19 protein-coding genes and 1 pseudogene are annotated in these 22,879 nt (G+C 47.4%); 13 read left to right on the top strand and 7 right to left on the bottom strand.

The genetic code is table 11. The annotated features are described in order from the left end of the window. On the bottom strand, nt 1–209 hold a 209-nt coding region (locus tag KM295_RS15260; RefSeq protein ID WP_256030886.1), incomplete at its 3' end, for a hypothetical protein. Nucleotides 210–641: 432 nt separating this feature from the next. Here KM295_RS15260 and KM295_RS15255 point away from each other — a divergent pair. The 4 genes from KM295_RS15255 to KM295_RS15240 all read left to right on the top strand — a co-directional run bounded on the left by KM295_RS15255 (nt 642) and on the right by KM295_RS15240 (nt 6,486). After that, entirely contained in the window at nt 642–2,054 is a 1,413-nt protein-coding gene (locus KM295_RS15255; RefSeq protein WP_256030885.1) for a DEAD/DEAH box helicase, read from the top strand. Then, nucleotides 2,041–3,387 (top strand): DUF790 family protein, encoded by a 1,347-nt coding sequence (locus tag KM295_RS15250; protein WP_256030884.1) that lies wholly within the window; start codon nt 2,041–2,043, stop codon nt 3,385–3,387. Before KM295_RS15255 ends, KM295_RS15250 begins: the two co-directional genes overlap by 14 nt. A 216-nt stretch (nt 3,388–3,603) precedes the next feature. After that, nucleotides 3,604–4,950: an outer membrane protein assembly factor BamB family protein gene (locus tag KM295_RS15245; RefSeq protein ID WP_256030883.1), complete on the top strand. Its 1,347-nt coding sequence runs from the start codon at nt 3,604–3,606 to the stop codon at nt 4,948–4,950. A 120-nt stretch (nt 4,951–5,070) separates the two neighbouring features. Continuing rightward, entirely contained in the window at nt 5,071–6,486 is a 1,416-nt protein-coding gene (locus tag KM295_RS15240; protein ID WP_256030881.1) for a hypothetical protein, read from the top strand. A gap of 155 nt (nt 6,487–6,641) precedes the next feature. On the opposite strand, the gene KM295_RS15235 is transcribed toward KM295_RS15240, so the two are convergent. From KM295_RS15235 to KM295_RS15225, 3 genes and pseudogenes are all read right to left on the bottom strand, one after another. Beyond that, nucleotides 6,642–7,466 (bottom strand): transposase, encoded by an 825-nt coding sequence (locus tag KM295_RS15235; RefSeq protein ID WP_256030879.1) that lies wholly within the window; start codon nt 7,464–7,466, stop codon nt 6,642–6,644. A 285-nt stretch (nt 7,467–7,751) separates the two neighbouring features. Continuing rightward, nucleotides 7,752–7,901, bottom strand: a pseudogene (locus KM295_RS15230) (ISH3 family transposase); the annotation flags it as partial. A gap of 193 nt (nt 7,902–8,094) precedes the next feature. Next, nucleotides 8,095–8,754 (bottom strand): winged helix-turn-helix domain-containing protein, encoded by a 660-nt coding sequence (locus KM295_RS15225; RefSeq protein WP_256030876.1) that lies wholly within the window; start codon nt 8,752–8,754, stop codon nt 8,095–8,097. Between the two features lie 234 nt (nt 8,755–8,988). On the opposite strand from KM295_RS15225, the gene KM295_RS15220 reads away from it, so the two are divergent. Together KM295_RS15220 and KM295_RS15215 are read left to right on the top strand one after the other, a co-directional pair. After that, a complete protein-coding gene (locus tag KM295_RS15220; protein WP_256030874.1) occupies nt 8,989–9,465 on the top strand; it encodes a hypothetical protein in 477 nt (158 codons plus the stop codon). A 118-nt stretch (nt 9,466–9,583) separates the two neighbouring features. After that, on the top strand, nt 9,584–9,964 hold the full coding sequence (locus KM295_RS15215; RefSeq protein ID WP_256030873.1) for a hypothetical protein: 381 nt from the start codon (nt 9,584–9,586) through the stop codon (nt 9,962–9,964). A 32-nt stretch (nt 9,965–9,996) separates the two neighbouring features. Here the strand turns inward: KM295_RS15215 and KM295_RS15210 are convergent, their stop codons facing one another. Continuing rightward, on the bottom strand, nt 9,997–12,333 hold the full coding sequence (locus tag KM295_RS15210; protein ID WP_256030872.1) for an ATP-binding protein: 2,337 nt from the start codon (nt 12,331–12,333) through the stop codon (nt 9,997–9,999). 1 nt (nt 12,334) lies between these two features. Next, nucleotides 12,335–13,390 (bottom strand): metallophosphoesterase family protein, encoded by a 1,056-nt coding sequence (locus tag KM295_RS15205; protein WP_256030871.1) that lies wholly within the window; start codon nt 13,388–13,390, stop codon nt 12,335–12,337. A gap of 123 nt (nt 13,391–13,513) precedes the next feature. Between KM295_RS15205 and KM295_RS15200 the strand changes: the two genes are divergently transcribed. From KM295_RS15200 to KM295_RS15175, 6 genes are read left to right on the top strand one after another with little or no spacing between them, the layout of a single operon-like run. After that, entirely contained in the window at nt 13,514–15,535 is a 2,022-nt protein-coding gene (locus KM295_RS15200) for a DEAD/DEAH box helicase family protein (protein WP_256030870.1), read from the top strand. Between the two features lie 60 nt (nt 15,536–15,595). After that, entirely contained in the window at nt 15,596–15,787 is a 192-nt protein-coding gene (locus KM295_RS15195) for a hypothetical protein (RefSeq protein ID WP_256030869.1), read from the top strand. A 3-nt stretch (nt 15,788–15,790) separates the two neighbouring features. After that, nucleotides 15,791–17,785, top strand: a complete 1,995-nt coding sequence (locus KM295_RS15190; protein WP_256030867.1) for an AAA family ATPase — start codon at nt 15,791–15,793, stop codon at nt 17,783–17,785. After that, on the top strand, nt 17,782–18,234 hold the full coding sequence (locus KM295_RS15185) for a hypothetical protein (protein ID WP_256030866.1): 453 nt from the start codon (nt 17,782–17,784) through the stop codon (nt 18,232–18,234). The genes KM295_RS15190 and KM295_RS15185 overlap by 4 nt, the downstream gene beginning before the upstream one ends. 29 nt (nt 18,235–18,263) lie before the next feature. After that, nucleotides 18,264–18,872, top strand: a complete 609-nt coding sequence (locus KM295_RS15180; protein WP_256030865.1) for a hypothetical protein — start codon at nt 18,264–18,266, stop codon at nt 18,870–18,872. Continuing rightward, nucleotides 18,865–20,808 (top strand): DNA gyrase C-terminal beta-propeller domain-containing protein, encoded by a 1,944-nt coding sequence (locus KM295_RS15175; RefSeq protein WP_256030862.1) that lies wholly within the window; start codon nt 18,865–18,867, stop codon nt 20,806–20,808. Before KM295_RS15180 ends, KM295_RS15175 begins: the two co-directional genes overlap by 8 nt. A gap of 45 nt (nt 20,809–20,853) precedes the next feature. On the opposite strand, the gene KM295_RS15170 is transcribed toward KM295_RS15175, so the two are convergent. Next, nucleotides 20,854–21,219, bottom strand: coding sequence for a hypothetical protein (locus KM295_RS15170; protein ID WP_256030860.1), 366 nt, complete (start codon nt 21,217–21,219; stop codon nt 20,854–20,856). Nucleotides 21,220–21,450: 231 nt separating this feature from the next. On the opposite strand from KM295_RS15170, the gene KM295_RS15165 reads away from it, so the two are divergent. Further along, the gene (locus tag KM295_RS15165; RefSeq protein ID WP_256030858.1) at nt 21,451–22,542 is read left to right on the top strand and encodes a DNA methyltransferase; all 1,092 of its coding nucleotides are present in this window, start codon (nt 21,451–21,453) and stop codon (nt 22,540–22,542) included. Nucleotides 22,543–22,879 lie beyond the last annotated feature (337 nt).

The following is a 22,879-nucleotide window of genomic DNA, read 5'->3' as shown; positions in this document are numbered from 1 at the left end:
CAAAACAGCAATGAACTGTGACCTCTCAATTGAGAGCACCAGAGGCAAACTCTAGACCGCTTTGCGACACGACCAAACGCTTGCGCCTCTTGCTTGTCAAGTGGATCGAAGCGTGCAAGCGCCCTCGTCAAGTAAGCTGCATTATCAGCGTTTGATCCTATCTGTTCTTCCTCATCAGGTCGTCCGTTTTCGGTTTTGTCGTTTGTCATGGTTGTCGAGTAACCGCAGTTTTTCGCGGTCACAGTATCGCAAAGCGCGGTATTTTGTACTTATTTAAATACCTTTGCCTCTGAGCACCGGCAAAATAACGAAACCGCAAGAAGGAGACTGGATGAGTCTGAACCAAAATATTCCAACGCGGCGTCGTTGAATCAGGAAAATCAATTGATACAGAGATAACTGTAGCTGAGGTGCGGACCAGCTAATGAATCCATAGAACGACGCATGGGTAGCTCAGTTGACCATAGAACGGTCATGCGCTGAATCGTTCTATCATGCTGACAGTCCAGTGTTCCAACTCCAGCCTTCCCCTTCTGGATCGATCCTTTCTACACTCCCTCACCCGCCACTGGGGGCCGAACCAGCGTCCCTTTTCCATCCCGCAAGGACAAGTACGGCGGGCATCGTAGCCTACATACCAAATGCGTATCGTGTTCGATGACGGGACATTGCTTCTTGAGAATGCACCCGACTCAGTCCCTTACGCGGAATGGGACGATCGGGTCGACGAATACCGAGCGCGAGCGCATCACTACCAAGCCCTACGAAGATGGGCTCAAGCTGACGGCCAAGGGCAGGCAACACTCCATGAGTCAGCAGCGACTGTCGAAACGCTGGATGATTCAGCCCGTGCCTATAGTGATCTGAAACTCGCTCCCGCTGTTGAGATCGAACCCCGCGATTATCAACAGGCTGCACTCGCCGCATGGACTGATAATGGTCGAAGAGGCAGCGTTGTTCTGCCGACCGGGAGTGGGAAAACGTTTCTCGCAGTCCAAGCCATCGCTGATGCTGGGGTCAGTACCCTTGTTGTCGTGCCGACGATCGACTTGATGAATCAATGGCACTCGACGCTCACAAACGCCTTCGGCGACCAACTCCCCCACGATGTCGGCGTCCTCGGTGGTGGCAGTCATGACGTAACGGATATTACCGTGACAACGTACGATTCTGCGTACCGGTACATCAACGAATACGGCGATCAATTCGGCCTGCTTATCGTTGACGAAGTGCATCATCTACCTGCGCCAACCTATCAGCAGATCCCCGAGATGGCTATTGCGCCGTATCGACTCGGGCTCACCGCGACGTACGAGCGATCGGATGGACAACACGAGGTACTTGAAGAGCTGATCGGGCCGGTTGTCTACGAGGAAGAGGTGGATGAACTCGCTGGTGAGTATCTCAGCGAGTACGAAACGATTCATCTCAAGGTCGAACTCACCGATGAAGAGGGTAAACAGTACGACGAAGAGTACCAGATTTACCGCGACTACGTCGACTCCCACGATTTCGACATCTGGAAGGAAGAGGGGTATGCGGAATTCCTGAAGCGCACGTCGTACGATCCGCAAGGCCGGCGGGCGTTGATTGCCAAGCAACGCGCCGAGGAGATCGCCCGGACTGCCGAGAAGAAGTTGGACACACTTGATAACCTGCTCAAGCGGCATCATGATGACCGCACGATTATCTTCACTGCGAACAATGACTTCGCCTACGAGATTTCACAGGAATTCATCGTGCCCTGCATCACTCACCAAACTGAAACAGAGGAGCGAACCGAGATCCTAGAGCGGTTCCGAACTGGGGAGTATTCGATGCTCGTCACGTCCCAAGTCCTAGACGAAGGGATTGACGTGCCCGCAGCGAACGTCGGGATTATCCTTTCCGGCAGTGCTTCGAAACGGCAATACGCTCAACGGCTCGGTCGTATTCTTCGACCGACCGATGATCGGCAGCCAGCCCGTCTCTACGAGATTATTACCGAGGATACGAAAGAACAGTATGTCTCGTCACATCGTCGTCAGGGGGTGACCGGCAGTGCTGACAGCTGATCTTGCTCGCTCGCGCACACGCGATGGGTCTATTCAGCCGATGTTCATCGACTCCGACGATGAACGGTATCGTGAGACGGCTGCTGAGTTGATCCAGATTTTCGAGGAGTACCTGGGCGAGCCGAAAGGCGAGTTAGAGGAGACGATTGATGAGTTGACAATCGCAGATACGGACTATAAGATCGTTCAAGGGCTGGCGAAGTTGCTCCAAGACGAGTGCGAGTTTGAGACTGTCGCAGCCGCTGACCCACGGGAGATTCGGCAACGGCTGTTTGAGAAAGCGAACGAGTCGTATCCGATCGTTCGGCAGCCGACACTCGGTGAGGATACGCAACGATTGGAAGTCTACAGTACGGTAGCTGACCAGCTAGGGATCTCGCTGGAAGAGTGTTACCGGGGGATGTATGCGGATCTTGAAGATAACAAGCGGCTCGTCCGCTTCGGGAACCGAGTCGTGGATAGTTACGAAGCGTCGGATAATGGGGTGTCGACAACACGACTGACTGGCGATAGCGAGGAAGCCTACGCCGAGGATACGATCACTGTCGAGTGGTTGTTAACGCGGTATAACCTCGCGTTGGCACAGGCAGTACTGTACGATGCGACTCGGATGCGAATCCGTGTGTGGGATCACTTCAGCACCGTTTTCAGCTACGTCAAACTGTTCGGGCTGATGCACCGTATTTACCCGATTGATGCGGACGGAAACCGCGTTGCCGATACAGATGCTTCGGATGGGTACGAGGCAGTCCTTGATGGACCAGCCTCTCTGTTCTCACAGTCGCGGAAGTACGGAATTCGAATGGCGAATTTCCTGCCAGCACTCCCGCTGTGTGATCAGTGGGAAATGACCGCAGACATCCTGCACGACGAGGCCACGAATGAAACAGTTCGGTTCGATTTAGATCACTCAGCCGGGCTGTCCTCGCACTACAGCGCCCAGGATGATTTCGACAGTGACCTCGAACGGACCCTCGCCGAAAAATGGGAACGATCGAATACTGACTGGGAGTTGGTTCGAGAAGATGACGTGCTGGATTTGGGTGCGGAAGTAATGATCCCGGATTTCGCGCTTGAGCATCCCGACGGCCGGCGAGCGATTCTGGAGATCGTCGGCTTCTGGACACCAGAATACTTAGATGAGAAGCTAGCGAAGATACGTGAAGCTGATCTTGATCACCTATTGATTGCTGTTTCAGAGCGGCTGGAGTGTTCTGCTGATGATTTCCGTAGGAGTGAGGAGAGAGTTCTTTGGTTTAAATCCGGGATCCATGTCTACGATGTGGTGGAGTTCGCCGAAGAATATGCAACGCCCACGGTCGAAGCTAACTGATATTGGTTCTTCGCTTTTCAGTTTCACTCTGGTTGGATGAGATACTTTATGATGGAACGTCAAGTGAGAGATGGAACTTGGATCCTGTCACACGCTCCAAGTTCCCCCTCTCCATGTCAGAAGCAGCATCCACTCTCGGTAGTTCCCATTGTGTCGATTTTGTTGGCCGAATTGGGCAAACCATAGTATTATTTTTCCAGGGTAGTTGTTCGACCTATGGAAGAGTTACTTCAGCTCCATATCGTCATACCTGAAGAAGTCCCAGATAATTTACATCCAGAAATCAATGGGAGATTCGACGATGTCCATGAGTTACTTGAGGGGCACTTCCCAGTTCCAAACAAAGACGTTCCTTCCTATGACCACCTCGGAACAACGGTTTCATCATCTTTATTCGAACGACGATCAGACAATTTGAAACACATAGATGGGATCGAAGCCCAACTCAAAGATTGGTATGCAAAAGCGTCTGTATTTAGGAGTTCGTACGAACACTCCTTTGGTGAATTCCGTTCACCTGCTGACCCGGATAATCACATACTGCTTCTAGTGACCAACTGCGAGATTGAAGAACCAACAATCCGGTGGAAACTAAAAAAAGAAACGCTGCAGGCACCGCCACTGGTACTGGACGATGAGATATTCCATGCGAATCATGGCGGGATATTCGCAATCGACAGTGCTTCAGGGGACGTTCTGTGGGAAGCCGATGATTGCCAAGTAGTCCAAGTACCCGTTGGGAACGAAAACCAAATTATTGGGAATACCGGGCACGAAGTCATCGCTCTAAGCCGAGCAGGCGGTGAAGTCCAGTGGCGGACTGGATTTGAGATCTCTGACGACGAGATTATCGACTCAAGGGTAGCTATTGGTGCAGACAATGCATATGTCGGTCTTCGGAACGGCGAAATCATTGCACTCTCTTTGGATACAGGAGACCCGAGAACTCTGTGTGAGTGTGAAGACTCTGTTGTTAGACTCCAGATGATCGAACCGGGTTTAATCGCAACAACAAATAATGGAGCACTCTATCTGGTCGATTCATCAGGAAAAACGGAATGGCCTGACAGCGCTAATATCGCTCCCTCGATAAAGCACTCTCAAGATGGCTGCTTGTATGCGGGAGACAGCGAATCATTACTTGCAATGGCCGAAGAAGATGGGACTGTTAAGTGGCAAGTGGACTTCCCAGTCGTCAACGACATCGTACAGGTTGGTGACAAACTCTGTGCAACGACCAGAAGGGATCTTGTTTTGGTTGACGCCAAGACTGGTGAGCGAGTATGGGATTACCACGCTGCAAATGAGTTTGCGACGGTATCGAACCCTGTTGTAGTCGACGGCGTAGTCGCATGTGTGACCAGCAGTACGTTTGTTGATGAGGAGATTTATTCGTTTGAACAGAATATTCTTCATATTTTTGATCCAACTGATGGAACAGAGTTGCAGAGTTTTGAACTCGGTGTTGGCGATTGCTATGGTCTATCGGCTGAAAATGAGTCTATTGTCTGTAGTGCTGGTGGGGAATTGATATGTATTGAAAACTTTCCTACTCCGGCCTAGCACTTCTAACATAGGTGCGTTATCAAATGACCAGCAGATGCTCAACATCAACTTAGAGGCGGATGGATCAAACAGTGCTAGAATCGGTAAAAACATTAGTATATAAAATAACATCTTACTATGAAAACCGTTGGAGAAGAAGTATATGAATTGCCTATTTTTGAGGACCAACTTGTTGAATTTACTTATTCACCCACCGAGGACTATACAGACTGGGATAGAGTGGACCCAGAAACACATGATGGAGAGGTCCATATTAAAGAAACAATCTTTGACTCACCGGAAAAAGCAATTCATGTGATTCATCGTGTCAAAAATAAAGATAAAGCGAGATACAGATTTAATATTATTGACCGTGACCGGCGAATCTGCCGATATACTGGTGAGGATACTCCCCCTTGGTCTATTTTTTGCGCAGTAACTAAGTATGGATACCATTGTGAAACAGCACCGGAGCCAAATCGCAAACACATATTTGGACTTTTGTTTGCGGCAGGTACTGAATTAACTCAGCATGTTCAAGATGAAAAGTATGAATACTTTAGCGGTGTAGGATCACTAGTTAGTCAAATATTATTATTTTATTCCCAAATAGCTGCAGTTGAAGAACAGGTTGGTCCTGATCGTATGGAAGAATTTGTTTCGGTGCTTCCAGAGAGTGATAGTCATGGCCCTGTTGAATTTAAAGCTATAGAAACTGCTCTTACCAAGATGGGTATAGAGAATTCGTACATTCCTACGTCTCTGTTTCATCCCTCGGTCGATTCTTTGCTAGATAGTCATATGAGAGATAGTGAGTCAAAAGAAGACCCTGATAGTTCAGAAGAAGGTTCAACAAGTTCTAGGAATTTGAGCTATGTAATTCAGACAAACCGTGGACATGGGGAGCATCAGAATAAGATGTACGTTTCGCTTATTGGGGCCGATGCAATTGACCGATTTTCTTTTGAGTTCACTGATGAAGATGAGAGCGAGTGTGTAGCACAAACAGGCGTTGAGGGAGATCTCCCACCTTACATGGTGATTGACTCTGTACGTGAAGAATATAATATAAAAAATATATCATCTTTTGTCTATGATGAGGACATCCCATTAATTGATATTCTCCTTGATATTGATCAACTTGTTCGACGCACCACATCTCACTTTCCACCAGAAAGTTTTGCTACAAAGAATCTTCTCAGTGAGTATTTATACGCTATCGATGTTTGTTTGGCTGTTGCCGTTGCATATGAATCTGCACCTGCACAGTACAATTATGCTATCGAACAAGTCTTTTCAAAGTTAGGTGTCCCACTCACAGTTCAGAATGTTATAAAAACAGGGCACGCTCAACGTAATAAAATTTCGGCTGTTGCTTTTCAGGCAATCGATGATATAGAAGAAACAAATATGGAAAAAATACAAAAGCGTGGTCGTGGTCTTCATAATATCACTCGTATTGAGGATCGATGGTCAAAAAATGATAACAATGAAATTGAGACCCCTCTGCTTAAGAGGATTTATAACCCGGATGTCTCCTTGCAAGTTGAGTAACACTGCTCTGTGGTTTAGACTGTGGGCAAGGAAATCTGGGGCGAGATACGCGCCCTAAGCCTATTCAGATAGAGTGTAGATCCGACGGAAGAACTGCTATCCGAATAGCAAAATTAGAAAGAGTGCTTTATTGAAAATGCAAGACGGGAGCAGATTCATAGCGTTTTAGCGAGTTTCTTGAGATTGTTGAGGGCGAACAGGAGGACGATCTCACGGAACTGGCGGTACCAGAACCGCGAACGCAGGGCGGAGTCCTGCGTTCGCTTGACCGTCGAGTAGGACGTTTCAGACATCCATCGCTGCGTGTAGCCCTTTGCTCGGATGAGTGCGTTATTCGCGGTTGCTTTCGCTGTTGAACCGCGGTAGTGAACGAGGTACTCGACATCGTGTGCGGCAATCTCATACTCAGTGTGCCAGTCTTGAAAACCATTGTCGGCGGCTACGGCCCGCAGGTCGTCCGCGTTTCGGCGGACGACCCGCGGGCCAGCCTTCGTATCGTGTTCACGCTCGATACAGCAGTGTACGTCCAGCACGGCCAAGGATTCTGTATCGGTCAGCGTCGTCGCTTTGACTGTTTTGACGTTTCGTCCGCGTCGCTGCAAATAATACTGCGAAGCCTGGTTGCGTTCAAAGAACGTGCTGTCGAGTGCAGTGTGGCCAGACTGCGGGTGTTGCTGCGCCGAAATGCGCAGCAACGCCCGCCAGACGTACATCGCATACCGGTCGAAGGAGTGGTAGAATGTTGTTGGATCAGGCGGTGCGTCTGGGTGGATACCGAGTTGATCACACACCGCTGGCATGAGACTCACCCGATCAACGAGTTCGGCGTAGCTGTGGCCCTCTTCCTTGCGAATACAATGAGCGACGATGTGGGCCTCGCGGGCAAGCCCGCCTGAGTCGGGCTTGCCCGCTCGATTCCCCAACGCTTGTTTAGCTACACGTAGTGCTGTCTCAACGAGGTCGAGTAACGCGACGCCCATAATCGCCTTCTCGACCTCATTTCCTCAAACCGTTACGGAGTAATCCTGCCGCTGTCTTCTATTTTCAATAGAGCAAGAAAGAGAGAGATCTTCATAGACTCAGTACCTCGCAAAGCATCTTCGGCTAACTGCTTCTGACGATCACGTTCACTACTGAAACAGTGGCTGGATCTGAAGTTGACGCTCATTCCTGACCAGCCGTGCCCCGAAGCTGTCGGAGTCGGCGGCTTTCCGCCACCAACACGACAACGTTGCCACTATGAGAACACCTGTCTAAATCGGTGATTACCGCTCGAACCGGCCGTCAGGTGGACGGTTTGCTGGGATCGACCGTCTAACCGAGAGAGCGTTCCACGTTGCGCGGGTGACCATGCGGATGAACTCCTCGCAGGGCCATCACCAGAGGCGACGCCCGTCGCGGCGGGGCGTCGCCAGGCTGTGGTTTTTAGAGATTTTCAGTCCCAGAAGATTGTGTGAGTCACTTGTCTCTCCCCAACGCGTTACATATCGAGTACGGAGTTGATGACGAGAAACGGTTGTATGCTGAGTGATCTAAGTGCAGAGAACCAGTTTAGCCGGAATAATTTATCACGCAGTTAGATGAGTTTCTACCCAGGAAGCCCTCAAGCTACCCTATTTCATCCACTAAGAGATTAACCCGTTCCATTTCATCGTCAGTGTATGTTTCTCGGAGTTGATCGGTGAGTTCTACAGGATCAGTTACATCTTCAAATAGAAGATCAATGGCTTTCTCACCACGTTCAGTAATACGGTAGACATCCATATTGTCAACCCGTTCTGCAAGTCCGTGATAAAATAGACTGTACAGTGCTTCATTCGCGGTTTGTGGAGCATACCCCGCGTCGTGGACTATTTCGATATGTAGCTCTGACGGGACGGTAAGTCCTTCCACGTTATTGAGTTCGTGAAGGGCAGTTCGATCTGCGTCGTCGATTGCGAAGAGATCTGGATAGAACGTGTCCTCAGGTTGGTTCTCAAGTATAACTTCAGTTCTAGCGTGGAACGTATTATGGTAGTCTCGTACATATGTGTGGATGTGAAACGCGGCAATCACACCTAGCTTAGTGAGTTCATACATCCCGCTCCGGTCAGCCGGTGGTGCATCGCGGATGTACCCCCGTTCCTCAAGATTTCTCAGTCTTTCACTCATATACCGTGAATCGTGATCCAGATGGGCGGCCACATTTGCAGGCGTTTGTCGATCTCCTGTTGATAGGAGTTCAAGAATCTCAAGATCGGTTGGAACGGTAAGGGGTTTGTCGTACATATGTAAGCATAGTGTTGCAGCCAGTTAAATCTGAATGTTTTAGCTAGTCACCCCACATAGACAATAGTATTACTGAGTAAGTAAAGTAGTAAACTGAAATATGTAGAAGATTTATAACTGCGGAGTTGTTAGTGGTCTGTGTACCTCGCAATCGGAGCCCAGCACTGACGCGGTACGCAGACTGGATCAGTGGATTCGGCAACTGGTTGTCGAGGGAAACCAGAGAGACAAACTATGACAACAAACAACCCGATAGAAGATCAGAACAAAGAGTCAGTAGTCAAGGTCGAATTAGAAACGGTAGTCGAAAAAGTAATCGATGAATTCGATAACGTTGCCTCAATCACTATTGATCACCTTCTGACATATGAACGGCCGAGTAGTATCAGAGTCAGAGTCTATACAGGCGAAGCGGATGGCTTCGAGGACTACTTACAGTTGTTCAGCTCAGAGCACAAGATCGCATTAGATAGAGGAGACCAGACGCTTCTCGTACCGTTCTCCATCTTCGCTACCTTCGATGGTCCCGTCACATGGGATTCCACATCACAAACGACGATCTATATGGACGATAATGTCCTCGGATCACACTCACTGCAGGTTGACGACGGGTTGGCATATGTGCAGGACAAGCTCGAAAATCCAGAGCAGTGGGAATGGGATCGGGAATGTGTATCACCGCTTGAACGGATTCGAAACTACAGTGACTAGGTGATCTTGATTCAGAGTACCTGTAAGAGTTGAACCACATCTAATTGAAATTCATTCAAAACAACCAATGAGAGACGTACCAAGACACGTGGAAACGGTCAGAACAGCTGATACACATATGAAAGACGATCCTTGTGGGCTCCAGAATGATGACCACAAGATCGCAGCCCGATTCCATCGCGTGCTAATATCCGCCCGCGATGCGTTAGATGCGGACGTGAAAATCGTTGCAGGCGGATGTAATAATTGCACCCCGTATGGTGAGAACGGTGCGTACATCTACTATGTTGCTCAGACACACAATATTGATCGACTCCCGATTGGCTATGGGATTGGTAGCGCCGCTGATGTCACACCAAAAGAAATTGCACGCGCATTGGTTGCTGCCGCTGAGCGCTTAGACATTGATGTCTCTTGGAACGGAGATACCACAAAGAAAGTCTACCTTGGTGACGATACCTTCTACGAGGACGAATACGGTTCTTTACTTGAGCCTTGACCGTTCTGATTTAGATGGTCAGAATTGGTATTTCACGTACTCAACGATGAGGGCTCCATCTTCGTGTGGTTGAGATCGTATTCTTCAACCATCGTCTCACTCACTTCTTGTTTTGCAGTGAGATAGAGGATCTGCCATCCCTCTTCGGCCAGTCCTTGTAGAGTTCGAAAGCCCTGGTTGAGTCGATCGGGATCTGCGGCGAGGAACGGGTCGTCAAGGAGTAAGAACCCCGGCGTACTCCCAAGGAGTTGTTGGGCCAGCGATACCCGAGTTGCGAAGTACAACTGATCCTTCGTTCCCTGACTGAGCACTTCAGGTCCGAAGTCCCGTCCATCTTGACGCTCCACGACAAGATCGTGAGCGTCTGGGTCATATGCGACTTGGGTATACCGACCACCAGTTAGCTGTTCGAACGTTCGGGATGCGGGACCGTCTGGAGCAAATAACTCCGAGAGCTTCTGTTCTTCTTGCGACTCGATCCGCCCAAAGATCTCCAGCGCTTTCCGTGACAGTACCGCATCTACTTCGAGTTGCTGGACTACAGAATCCAGATCGTCAGCGAGCGTTCCGAGGCCTTCCTTTGACCGTGTATCTAGTCCGAGACCACGGCCAATAAACGGTTGAGTGTTGAGATCCCGGGCTCGGCGGTCAAATTCATCAAGCGTATCGTCGTGTTCGTCAAGGCGGGTCTGTAACTTATCACGTTTCTTCTCAAGGCGCTCTACCTCGGCTTCGAGTTGCTGAAGCGTCTCCTGATCGTACGTTTCAGCGTCAACCTCGTCTGTCTCGACATCGCTGATGAACTCGTCAAGCTCACGCTCCCAAGCCGCCGCTTTGTCCGCAGGTTCGTCAGCGTCCGGTTCCTCAAAGCGATCAACGAGACTCTGCTTAGCGGTTTGTTGGTCCGGTTCTAACTCTTCACGGGCGGTGACCTGTTCTTCATACTCGTCAATCGACTCGACATCAGCTTCCTCAAGCCGTTCAGCGAGTTCCTTCTCCTGCTCCTCAATCTGAGTCTTCAGCTCCGATTTCTCTTCTTGGAGCCTTTCGAGTATCTCCTGAGCGTTTTGATGCTCCTGTTCCTTCTTGGCTTTTCGCTCGCGGATACGCGAAAGTTCACCCTCAAAAGCTTCGATCGCAGGCGCAACTTCATCAACAGTCTCAACCTCGAACCCTGCGTCCCGAGCCGTCTGAACCGCAGATTCACGGGCGGTCTCACCCCCAGTAAGGCGCTTGTTCGCCCGGTAGTACAGGCCGCCGCTAATGGCCGACACGAGCAAGAGTAGGACACCTAACCCGATTGCTGATAGCGTACCTGTGATTGCTCCGATGACGCCTGCGCCGCCTGCACCGAGTAATGAGACGAGTGCTGCCGGTCTCGTTAATTCAACTTGTCGTTCAGCACCCGTTGCTTCACCCTGTCGCTCTCGGTAGGTCTCCAACGCAGTCCGTGCCTCATCAACTGCTGACTCACGACGTTCGAGATCAGACTGCTGGTCGGTGAGATCATCTAGCTCTTTCGCCGTCTCATTGACCTCATCCTGTTTCTTCTCGACGTTATCATCGAGCTCCTGCAAGTCTTCCTTATCGCGCTGCAGATCTTTCGACAGCGTGCGGAGCTCCTCAAGTGTGTCCCGGTCGTACTCTTCGAGTTCGGCGAGTTGGTCGCTGGTTGAGCGATACGTATCGAGTTGTTCCGACAGGCGTTCGAATTCCGCTACGGTTTTCGCTCTTTGCTGTTCGTCGAGTTGCTTGCGCGTTTCACGAAGATCCCGTTTGATACGGAGTCGTCGCGCATCTAATTCATCCAATCCTTCCTCTTCGATCTCGTCAGTATAGTCTCGAATTTCCTCTGCAAGCGTCTCTGCCTCATCGTGTACATCGCCAGCGTTGTGATAGGATTGGTCGCTGGAGATGTTGAGCCGTCTGTTGGTGAGGCGTCCATAATCTTTCAGTGCTGATTGGATCGCGTTGATTTCCGTCGTATGGATGTCTCCTAGCTTCTCAATGAGCGATGTGTAGTACTCCTGGTCGCTGGGGAGTTGGAGATCGTTGTCCTGGACGACGAACACGCTTTGTAGATGCGCCGGTTCGATCTGGGTGATCTCGCATAAAGACGTGTTTCCATCGCATTCGTACTGCTCGCCGTTGTGTTCGACGACGACACGCCCCGTTGGTGTTTGACTCACGCGAGGTTTCGGATCCATTACGTCTGCAACGTCGGGTTCAAGCAGTTGAAGCAGGGCTTCGAGATACAGCGTTTTCCCGGCCTCGTTCGGTCCCGATATGACCGAGATTCCGTCTTGACAGGGCGGCCGGCAGTCGTAGAGTGGCCCGTACCGATCGATCTCGGCTGTCGTGAGACGCATACTAGATCTCCCCCTGAGCCGTGAGTTGACTGAATACTTCCAGTGTTCGCTCAGTCATCTTCGCGGTTGTTTCGTCGTCCCAGTCCGTCTCTTCGACTTCTGCCTCGAACGACCTGTATAGCGGATGTGATAGAATGTGTTCGACGTTACGCGTCTCGTTCGTTACGGTAGCTGGCAAAGCTGCTGTTGTAAGTTCGTCGTGGAACTTCTCTTCATCCATCTCGACAAACCCGTCAACGTGGATCGAGGCTTCCGAAGAATCAGTAATATGCTGTTGAGCCCATGCTCGAATGTCATCTAGCAACTCCTGCTCGGCTCCCGGCGTAGCCGTGAAATCGCGTGAGACGTAGTGGAAAGTATCTAACGGTTCGAAACTGATTCCATCGTCTGGGTCAAGCACGCTCACACGGCGCTGGCCAGTTTCAGAGGTGCGCGTCGATGCGGGGGTTCCTGGGTAGGTGAACTCCGACCCATCCGAGAAAGATACCTGATGCGGGCTGTGATAGTGGCCGGCAAAATAGTAATCGAACCCCAGTTCCGTGAGCAGTTCTTCCGTGACTGGAAAATAGCGGTGCGCTCCTTCGTCACCGGTTTCGTGGTCATCGAATGGTGCATCCAGACTGCAGTGTAGGAGCAGAACTTCTGTACCTTCGAATGGTTCTCTGTCTTGGAGCGACAGCAGGAGATTGTCGTCAGGGCGTTCCCTGTACGGCAACCCGGTGATCCGGATACTGCTATCAGGTGCAGTCCAGTGCCCGAATGGTTCCTCGGTAATGACAGTACAGGAATCACCAAAGAAGACATCACCACGATACGCCTCAATATCGTGGTTTCCCGGAATGAGAATGATCTCGAATGGCTGATTCGAGAAGAGGTCGTTCCGTAAGTCGGTGCGAAGTTGCTCCACGTTTTCGGGTTGATCGAAGAGATCCCCACCAATCGTGACAACGTCAGTTTTCTCTTGCTCAGCGAGATCGAGGAGTGATCTTAATGCGTCCATTCGCTCCTGATCGTCAGGAGTGAGATGGATGTCCGCTGTATGGAGAACTCGTGGCATCAATAAGGATAACATAAGCAACCGTTATTACAACTTGGGGTGTGAGAAATCATCCAGCTAAACAAGGATCTAATGGTATTGACATTCAGGTTTTATATTGATTCACGGTCTTCGTTATAATTGATGACTGAAAAGGAATCGTTTACCGATTTGCATCTTCCCCGTGTTATCGATACAAGCTCTACTGATTTTATTAATGAATTCTATATACCATTACTTTCACGTGCTGATCGTTATCAAAGAGGTGTCGGATATTTCACCACAAACTGGGTGCGGTCCGCTGCCCGTGGAATTGCAGAGTTAGCTCATAATGGGGGAACTAGTCAGTGGATAGTAAGTCCAAAGCTTCAGGAGAGTGATTGGGACATATTAGAACGCGGTGACAAGGCAAAACGGAATGAAGCCCTGAAAGAATCGCTTGATCAGACAATTAGCAATCTCAGATACGATCTTGAATACGAAACACGGAACGCAGTCGCATGGATGATTGCGGACGGATTACTTGATATTAAACTTGCAGTACCAACCCGTAACCTCTCGGGTGATTTTCACGACAAGTTTGGCATTTTTTATGATAGCTATGGAAACCGGATTGCATTTCACGGCTCCCAGAACGATAGCGAACAGGCACTAAGAAACTACGAGGCATATACAATTGATTGCGACTGGGTTAGTGATAGAGAAGAACAAGCTGTTGATTATCAGGAGAAGCGTTTTATAAACCTCTGGCGTGGATCTGAAGAAGATATTGATATATATAGTATCCCAGACGCTTCAAAAGCTGATATTCTTGAACTCCGTGATCCAGATAATCGACCTTACAGAGCTCAACAACCTACTGGTTCAAAAAGTCCTAAAATTACACTTCGAGATTATCAGCAGGAAGCCGTTGATGCATGGTTTAAAAATGGATATGAAGGCTTATTCCAGATGGCGACTGGTACTGGTAAAACTTTTACTGCACTTGCCGCACTTGATGAGTATATTGAGGTTATTGATGGTCCTCTACTTACTGTCATTGCGGTTCCTCAAAAACATCTTGCTCGGCAGTGGGCAAGTGAGATGGATACATTCGGCCTCGCACAACCCAAATACATCTATGGATCTGCAAACCCAGAGTGGAAAAAGGATTTATCTAGAATAGTCACAAATATTAAACTCGAAAATACCGAGAATGCTTGTCTCATTACGACCCACACAACTCTTGCTGATGAATACTTCCGTAAAAAAATTGACGGGCTTTCTCAAGACTCAATCCTAATTGCTGATGAGGTCCACGGACTCGGATCAGAATACCAACGGCAGGGGCTACGTGAAGAGTATAACGCCCGAATTGGGCTATCTGCAACTCCTGAAAGATATTATGATGAAGAGGGAACTGACTTTTTAGTAGACTACTTTGGGGGCGTCACGTTTGAATACACGCTTGAAGATGCGATCCCGGAATATCTCACGCCCTATGAATACTACCCTGTGTTAGTTGAGATGGATGATGACGAATTAGAAGAGTATCGAGATATGACAAAGAAAGTTGCCGCTGCATACGCAGATGATAACGCAGACGAAGAAATAAAACAAGTTCTACAGTCAAAACGTGCTTCTATCGTAAAAGGGGCCGCACGTAAGTATGACTCCTTGAGAGATATTCTGGAAAATATAGGAAATCCGAAACATCTCCTTGTTTATACTAATCCAAAACAGATCGAAACAGTGGGCAAAATTCTAAATGAGTACAGTATTGTCCACCACAAATTCACCTATCATGAAGGTGATGATCTGCGTGAGGAGCTATTGGAGCGGTTCGGTAAAGGTGAGTGGGATGCGTTAGTAGCTATGAAATGTCTTGATGAAGGTGTCGATGTTCCTGAAACGAGAATAGCGATACTGATGTCAAATAGTGGAAATCCGATGCAGTTCGTCCAGCGTCGAGGAAGAGTACTCCGGAATGCAGAAGGAAAGAACCACGCAACAATATACGACCTCATAGTAGTGCCGACATTAAACCCCGGAGAGGAAATAATAGAGTCCGAACGGAATATTTTGAAGAAAGAATTAGGGCGATTCGAAGAATTTGCCGCAACAGCGAAGAATGAACATGAAGCACGAAATAAACTCGAAGATATTCGGATTGCCTACCAACTGTAATCTAATAGTAGTAAGAGATTAGGGCCTATGGATATTCGTTGCATGTAACCCCCCACAATCATGCAGGACTCTGAGGTTCATTCACTCATCTTATCACGGTTAGGCGATATAGAGGACGACCAGCTCCACTCATTCTTAGAGGAGATCCTTCAGCATGAAAGAGAGATATTGGACGAACCACGTGGACAGTATAAAGACGAGTATGTTTCGATAGTTGACGAATATGTCGACGATAACTTCGAAGGTAAATAAACGATGGAGCAAATGCAGATATTTGAGATAATATTAAATAACTATCGACAATACGGTGGAGAAAATATAATCCCTCTAGAAACTACCGAAAAAGAGAATATCAATATTATTGAGGGGCAAAATGGTGCTGGAAAATCAAACATTCTAAACGCGATCACACTCTGCTTCTATGGACAAGAGGTTCATATTGATTCGAGAGGTGATGAGACATTAGAGTCTGACCCATATGTGACTAAAAGAAAGCTGGATGAACTTGGACCAGGTGAATCCACAGAAGGTTATATTGAAATCAAATTAGGTAGAGAAGATCCTAAATATGCGTTCCGTAGGTCGTTCACCACGGTTCGGAATAAAGGAAATGACAATGATGGTGAGCCTAACTACAGTAACTCTATAGGAGAATTAAAGCTTCGTCAGCGCTTTGGCGGAAATGACTGGGCACCGATTTCGAACCCGGAGAACGTTTTACGTGAGATTCTACCTTCGCACGTCTACGAGTACTTCCTCTTTGACGGTGAACAGTTAGATGAATTCTTTAGCGAAGGTTACTCAAATAGAGTTAAAGACGCTGTTCTAGACATCTCACACGTCGAACTTCTAAATAATGGTGTAAAACATCTTGATGAGGTTCGTCGTGAATACGAGCGTAAATCCTCAAAACTTGGTGGAGATGTTTCTAAGTTACAAAGTAAAAAAGAAAGTGCTGAGGATGAACTAACCCGTCTCAAAGAGAGGCGAGATAAATTAACAGAAGAGATCTCAACGGCCAAAGAAAAGCTTAGGGGTGTTAACAATGATTTGTCTGCTAGTGGCGATGACGCTGTTCGAGAGATGCAAGAACGACGAACATTTCTTGAAGAAAAGTTAGAACAAAAAGACGAGGATCTTATAAAAGCAAAAAGAAAGGTAGGTACCAGTTTAGCACAAGCAGGTGGAGTTGCGTATAATTCAGATGCTCTCACACAAGCTATCACAAAAATAAAAGAATACGAATCTGATGGAAGCGGCTTGCCTGGATTAAATGAAGAACTTTTGCGGGCAATAGTGTCTCGTAAAGAATGCATTTGTGGAACAAAATTCTCTGAATCTGCTGAGGCTCGTGAACATATCGAAGAGCAACTGAAAAATATAGCCTCAAACGGGAAAGGTGCGATTGATGGCCGGCTATCAATGGAACATGCACTAAACGAAGGAGAAAACCTAGTAAATAAATTGACTCTTGATCAGCGAGAGGTTGAGAATGATCGAGAATGGATTGATGACAAAGAAGCAGAATTAGCCAATATCTCTGCTAAACTTGAGCAGAGAGATACAATTGACGATGAAAAAGCTGCTGAACTAGAGAAACAGCGAAAACGCATCTCAAAAAGAGTTGATGAAATGAATAGAGAAATGGGACAAATAGAAGAAAAAATAGAAAGTCAAGAAGACATTATCAAAGATAGACAGAAAAAGTGGGAAGAAGCGATGGATAAACGAGAAAAGAATGCAAATCTTGTCAGAAAAAGTCGCTTTGTTAGTGACGCGACTGATACATTAAATTCAATCAAACGCGATATTCTGGACCAAGTACGTTCAGAAACAGAAAATCGATTAGAACAATATTATAACGATCTTATATGGAAAGATGAAGAATATGATATTGATTTAACAGATGACTACGAAGTAGAGGTGTTCAATCAGGATGGAAGAAAGAATCTTGGATCACTAGCGGCAGGTGAACGACAGGTACTTGCACTATCTTTCATGGCAGCCCTTTCAAAAATTTCTGGTTTTAGTGCCCCCATCGTAATCGATACACCTCTTGGTCGAATCTCAAGTGACCCAAAGCGACGCATTGCTCAGAATATTCCATCATATCTGGAAGAAACACAAGTGACGTTCCTTATGACTGATGTCGAATATAGTGAAGATGTCCGCGCATTTATTGCTGAAAAAGTGGCAAATGAGTACCATCTAGAGTACAAATCAGGAGTAACTGAGGTAGGAAGACAATGACTTCAGCTAACCCAGAGTCTGAGTACGCTGATACAGAACCACGACGTGACATACATATCGACCGCGAATTATATGAGCTATTCACTAACTTACAGAGCTCAGAAGAGTCACCTCTCTACGAGGCAGAAAACCACGATTTATTCATGTTTGCAGTTGGATACGGACGGCGTCACTCAGAACCTCAGCCGACCGAAAGCGAAGAGCATGCATTCTTTGGCCGTTCTCAATTATCAGATACCCAGCGAAGTGTACTTGAGGCAGTTGCAGTTTCTCAAGAAGAAACGGTACATGTATTGAGAGACCAACGTCGAGTTTATGAGCTTGCAGAGCAGTTTGCAAATGCTGGGATAGACAAGCTTCATCAGCGCGTCTTTGAAATGGATGGTGACCCTCTTAGCGAGCTAACATTAGAGGTTAAAGAAGCCTATGAAACGGGTACTAAACAATAGGCTTTGATAATAACAAATAAATTGATAACATGGCACAATATACTCTGCAGCCAGAAACAATTCAACGCAGTCTACAACGACTTCTCAATCAGCCAATCCACCACACATTTGTATACTATTTATCTCTCCAACAGCAGTCCGCAATTGACAAAAGTAGCTCAAATTTGCCGTTACCGTACCAGAAATTTCTCGAATCTTATTTCCGGATTGGTAATCCTGGCAGCTCAACGCCGTATTTTGTTCCATTTACTGATTCAAAAGAAAATATTGAACAAGAGCTCTCAATCGTTCAGGATGAAATTTACTCTCTAGATCCCTCGACACTTCCGACATCATCTCCCCTGATGAAGATCGCAACTGTCGACACAAAAGATTCTGAGCCGAAATGGGAGCTAATGAAAGAACACTGGAAAGTAGCTAGTCACGAACTCTGTAGCGGTAACAAAGTTCCAATTGAATCACTTTCAGCTTATTTATTTCGGGACTACGCATTCAAAACAGATAATCCGTCAGCGGTTACTGTCGTCAGAACATTCACCAACGAATTCGGGTATGAACTAGGGGGGAAAGCATTCTCTCATCTGTATCAGACAGGTGATTCTAATATCTCAGAGGGGTGTTTTGAAGAGTATGAATGATAAACCATCTCAAAGCCTTAACATTCAAAATCCACTCCGGTCTAGTGAGACTGTTCGACAGTTAAACCCTGATGAGCTGAATATACCAATAAATGCAGGAAACAAAGAGAGTACTAATAATCAATGGGATGAATTATTTGACCTAGCGAAAGAAGCAGCAAATCGAAATACTGTGGGTGCTGCTGCTGCCACTGTTAATGGCGATCTTTCGAACGGGGCCGCCCTTACGGGCAAGAATTCTGGTGAAGTCCACGCGATCGAGCTCGCCGTTTGGAACGCCTATTTGAAACACCAATCACCAGTTCAAAAAATCGTGGTATTCACAAATAATAGTGAATTCAAGCCCTGTAACCGTTGTTTAAGCGTAATTAGGGACTATGCAGCGGCTCCAACAATCCGTATCGTTAACATAGAAGGAGAGAACCAAAGAGAGTATTCAGATATTGAATCTCTTCTCTCTAACATTGAGATTGAAGATTCAAATCATAGTCAAAAAAGTGATGATATACAATCTGTCCAACAATCCCCTAGTCAAGCCGGGAATGAGGCTGATGATAGCCTAGATGTCGAGTATATACGATTTCCTCAAGGTGTTTATCATCTAAAATATAAAGGGATTGATAGCACGTTTTGCGGAAGGGACTTAAAAGGAGAGGACTACCGAAGGAGCGATACTGAACCTGAATTACTGGATTCGTGTAAGGATTGTACTGGTGAAAGTTCCCGTAAAACACTTGAAGAACGTATGGCTGATGCACGCAAAGATCTTTGTGATCTTGTGGTAGGTGTACAGCCATCGTCGACAGATCCGGGAACATTTAGCAATGGGGAACTAAATTCGATACTTGATGCTGTACCTACTGAATTCCCCGATTTTGAACGATCTAACGCTCATATAAGATACAACCTAAGCTGGGCAATACGAGATGTAGCTGATGAAAGCCATGAGCCAAATACATTCAAAATTGAGGAAATGAAGGCGTTAATAGATGCAATATCGGATGGCCGACTAATTTCCTCTGCAATGAGCGTGTTCGTATATACTGAACAGGGATATGTGAAACGCACACCACTCTCTGAGTATGAGATGCAGCGCCGAGCAGGGAAAGGATTAGTCGGAGCCAATTTAGAAGAAGACGATAGCATCTGCTCTGTCTTTATTGGGAACCCTCGTGATAATGTTTTATTATTTACAGATGAAGGTAAAGTGTATACGACTAAGGCATATGAAATCCCGGAAAGCCCAAAAGAAGAGGTTGGAGTCCAATTCTCAGCTGTTATTGACTTGGATTCTAATGAAAGTGTCCAACAAACTCTAATGATGCGTAACCTGGAAGATAATGACTATATTGCGATGGTAACGCGTGATGGTTATTTTAAACGAACTGGGGTAACCGAATTCGAAAACATACACTCGGGGGGAATTAAAGCTGTAGACCTTGATGAAGATGAGATTCGTGGAATCTCTTGGACAGATGGATCTAGCGATATTTTTATCGAAACTCAAGAAGGACAATCAATCCGTTTCAACGAGTCAGATGCTCGACCGATGGGTCGGTCTGCACGAGGTGTAGTAGGAATAGAATTGGAATCAACTGATGAAGTTACTGATCTAACTGTTATTGATCAGGGTGGTAATACAGAAATTTTAACTATAACGAGGAACGGCTTTGGAAAGCGAACTCCCACTAACGAATACAGAGTGCAAAGTCGGAAGGGAAAAGGACTGCTTGATATTACCACAGGGGATCGTAATGGCCCTGTGGTGGCTGTTAAAACAGTAAAGTCTGAAAATAGTGTTTTGATATTTAGCAAAAACGGAAGGTTGATCCATATTCCACGCGACGATATTTCAGTCGTAGGTCGTAACACAAAGGGTGTTCTGTTGATGAGATTAAACGAGGGAGATAAGATCGCTGAAATGGACTTAGCCTGAACCGCCTGTTCAAATATGGTCAGTCGTCAGTCTTCTCCAGTACAGTTACTCAAAAACAGATGAGTCAATAGTTTCAGTATTAATAACGCTTGATTGATGGTTGTTGACGCGTGGTTTGGACTTCACAGTTAGAACACCAACTGGCATAGAGCCTTCAACGGCGACTATTTCTCCTTTTGTTGTCTCTAACTCCTCTCTCTCGTTAACGCGGTGAGTCTCTTCATCGTTGACAACTCTTGCTCTCTCAAGTGTAAAATTATTATGCTTAAGCAATGATTTGATCAGTGATGGTTTGGCAGAAAAAATATCAAATTCCTTGTCTTGGCCGTACATAGTTATTGTCGTCTCTTTTTCATCGCCACTAAGTATTGGGTCCGGGGCGACTCTTTCTACGATCTCGTTTTCCCCCATGTTAGACGAGAACGCAGGGCAAATGCAATAAATGCTCTGTTCGAAATTTGTCTAATTAGTATTTGTTTATATACAGACACTTGGCGAAAAGCGCGGCGACAAGGGCCGATGGTGCCGTAGTTGGCTGGTCATTAGTGGTATCGAGTGGGGTTAATCATAGCTTCGACAGTCAATGTGATGTCACTGGAGATTCCCAAGTTTATATACGATTGCGAGAAGAGTACCTGTGTAATGAGCACGGAATTGGATGAGTTAGGCTATCCATCCCCTGACCAGTCTCACACATACGAATTCTATGAGGCTGATGCCCGCGACATACCGCTTGACGACAACACGGTTGATCTTGTTGTTACTTCTCCCCCTTACTATCAGAAACGCGATTACGGATTCGATGAGCAAATCGGACAGGAAACCTCTGTTGACGCCTTTGTCTCCGAACTCGTTGAAGCGATGCAGGAGTGGAAACGAGTCCTGAGACCACACGGCTCAATTATTTTAAATATCGGAGACACGTACGAACGCCGGAGTCTAGTCGGGGTGCCGTGGAAACTCGCAGAAGCGGCGAGAGATGGGGGGTGGCTTGTCCGGAATGAGATCATGTGGATTAAGAATGGTGGAATGCCTGAACCGGCACAGAACCGGTTAGCACAACGCCACGAGAACATATTCCATTTTACACCATCTAACGAGTACTACTACGATCTACACGGGTACAGTCACGCATTCGGTAACGGAGCAAACCCCGGAGATGTATGGGAATTCGGATTTGATCGGAATACCGGCGGTCACCTTGCACCGTTCCCCGAAGAACTTGTAGAACGGTGCTTGACTATGGCGTGCCCACCAGCGGTGTGTACTGAATGCGGGAAACCACTTGAACGGAAACTCCGGCGGACCGACAAGTTAGACCCGGAGCGACCGCAGGCCAAGCGTGCGATGGAAAAATACGAACAGTCGGATCTCACGAAGGAACACATTCGAGCGATTCAATCAGCGGGGATCACAGACGCAGGGAAAGCCAAAGAGATTCAGGACGGGACCGGGCGGAATACAGATGAGGTTCAAAAACTAGCTGACGAAGCGAAAGAAGTGCTCGGCGGGTATTACCGCGAATTCACGTTCGCTAAGAAGGAGACGGCCGGGTGGGAACCACAGTGTGACTGTAATGCCGGAACGGAGCCCGGAACAGTTCTTGACCCGTTCTGCGGATCCGGAACCGTACTGGATGTGGCGACACGACTCGGATTCAGTTCACGCGGCACAGATCTTGACCCGCCGGATGATTTCCAAATGTCCCTCGAAGCGGCAGCGAAAAACAAGTAGTCAGTCTAGGGTAACACTTAGTTAATCGGGGTGTGTCACTCCGGATACTAAATGCCACAGTACGTACTCGATCCTGAGGTAATCCAGGATTGTATGTGGAACATCGTCGATGCTAGGGTTCACCGACACTATCCGGGGTATCTTTGCGTGAAGCGGTTAGCAGAACGTGATGGGTACACACAGAACCTTGATTTCGAATACGATGCGTTCTTTGACACCTTCTTCAAAATCCGTGACTACGCCGATCCATACTTTGTCCCGTTCAGTCGCCTGTGTTTAATCACTAGCGGGCGGGGGATCACGTCGTGAGATCAAAGGCGTTGAAGCGGGAGAGTAG

It is taken from the genome of Natronomonas aquatica (assembly GCF_024449025.1).
Lineage (GTDB): Archaea > Halobacteriota > Halobacteria > Halobacteriales > Haloarculaceae > Natronomonas > Natronomonas aquatica.
The sequence above is the reverse complement of the archived record's forward strand: the minus strand, read 5'-3'. Positions and strand labels throughout refer to the sequence as shown.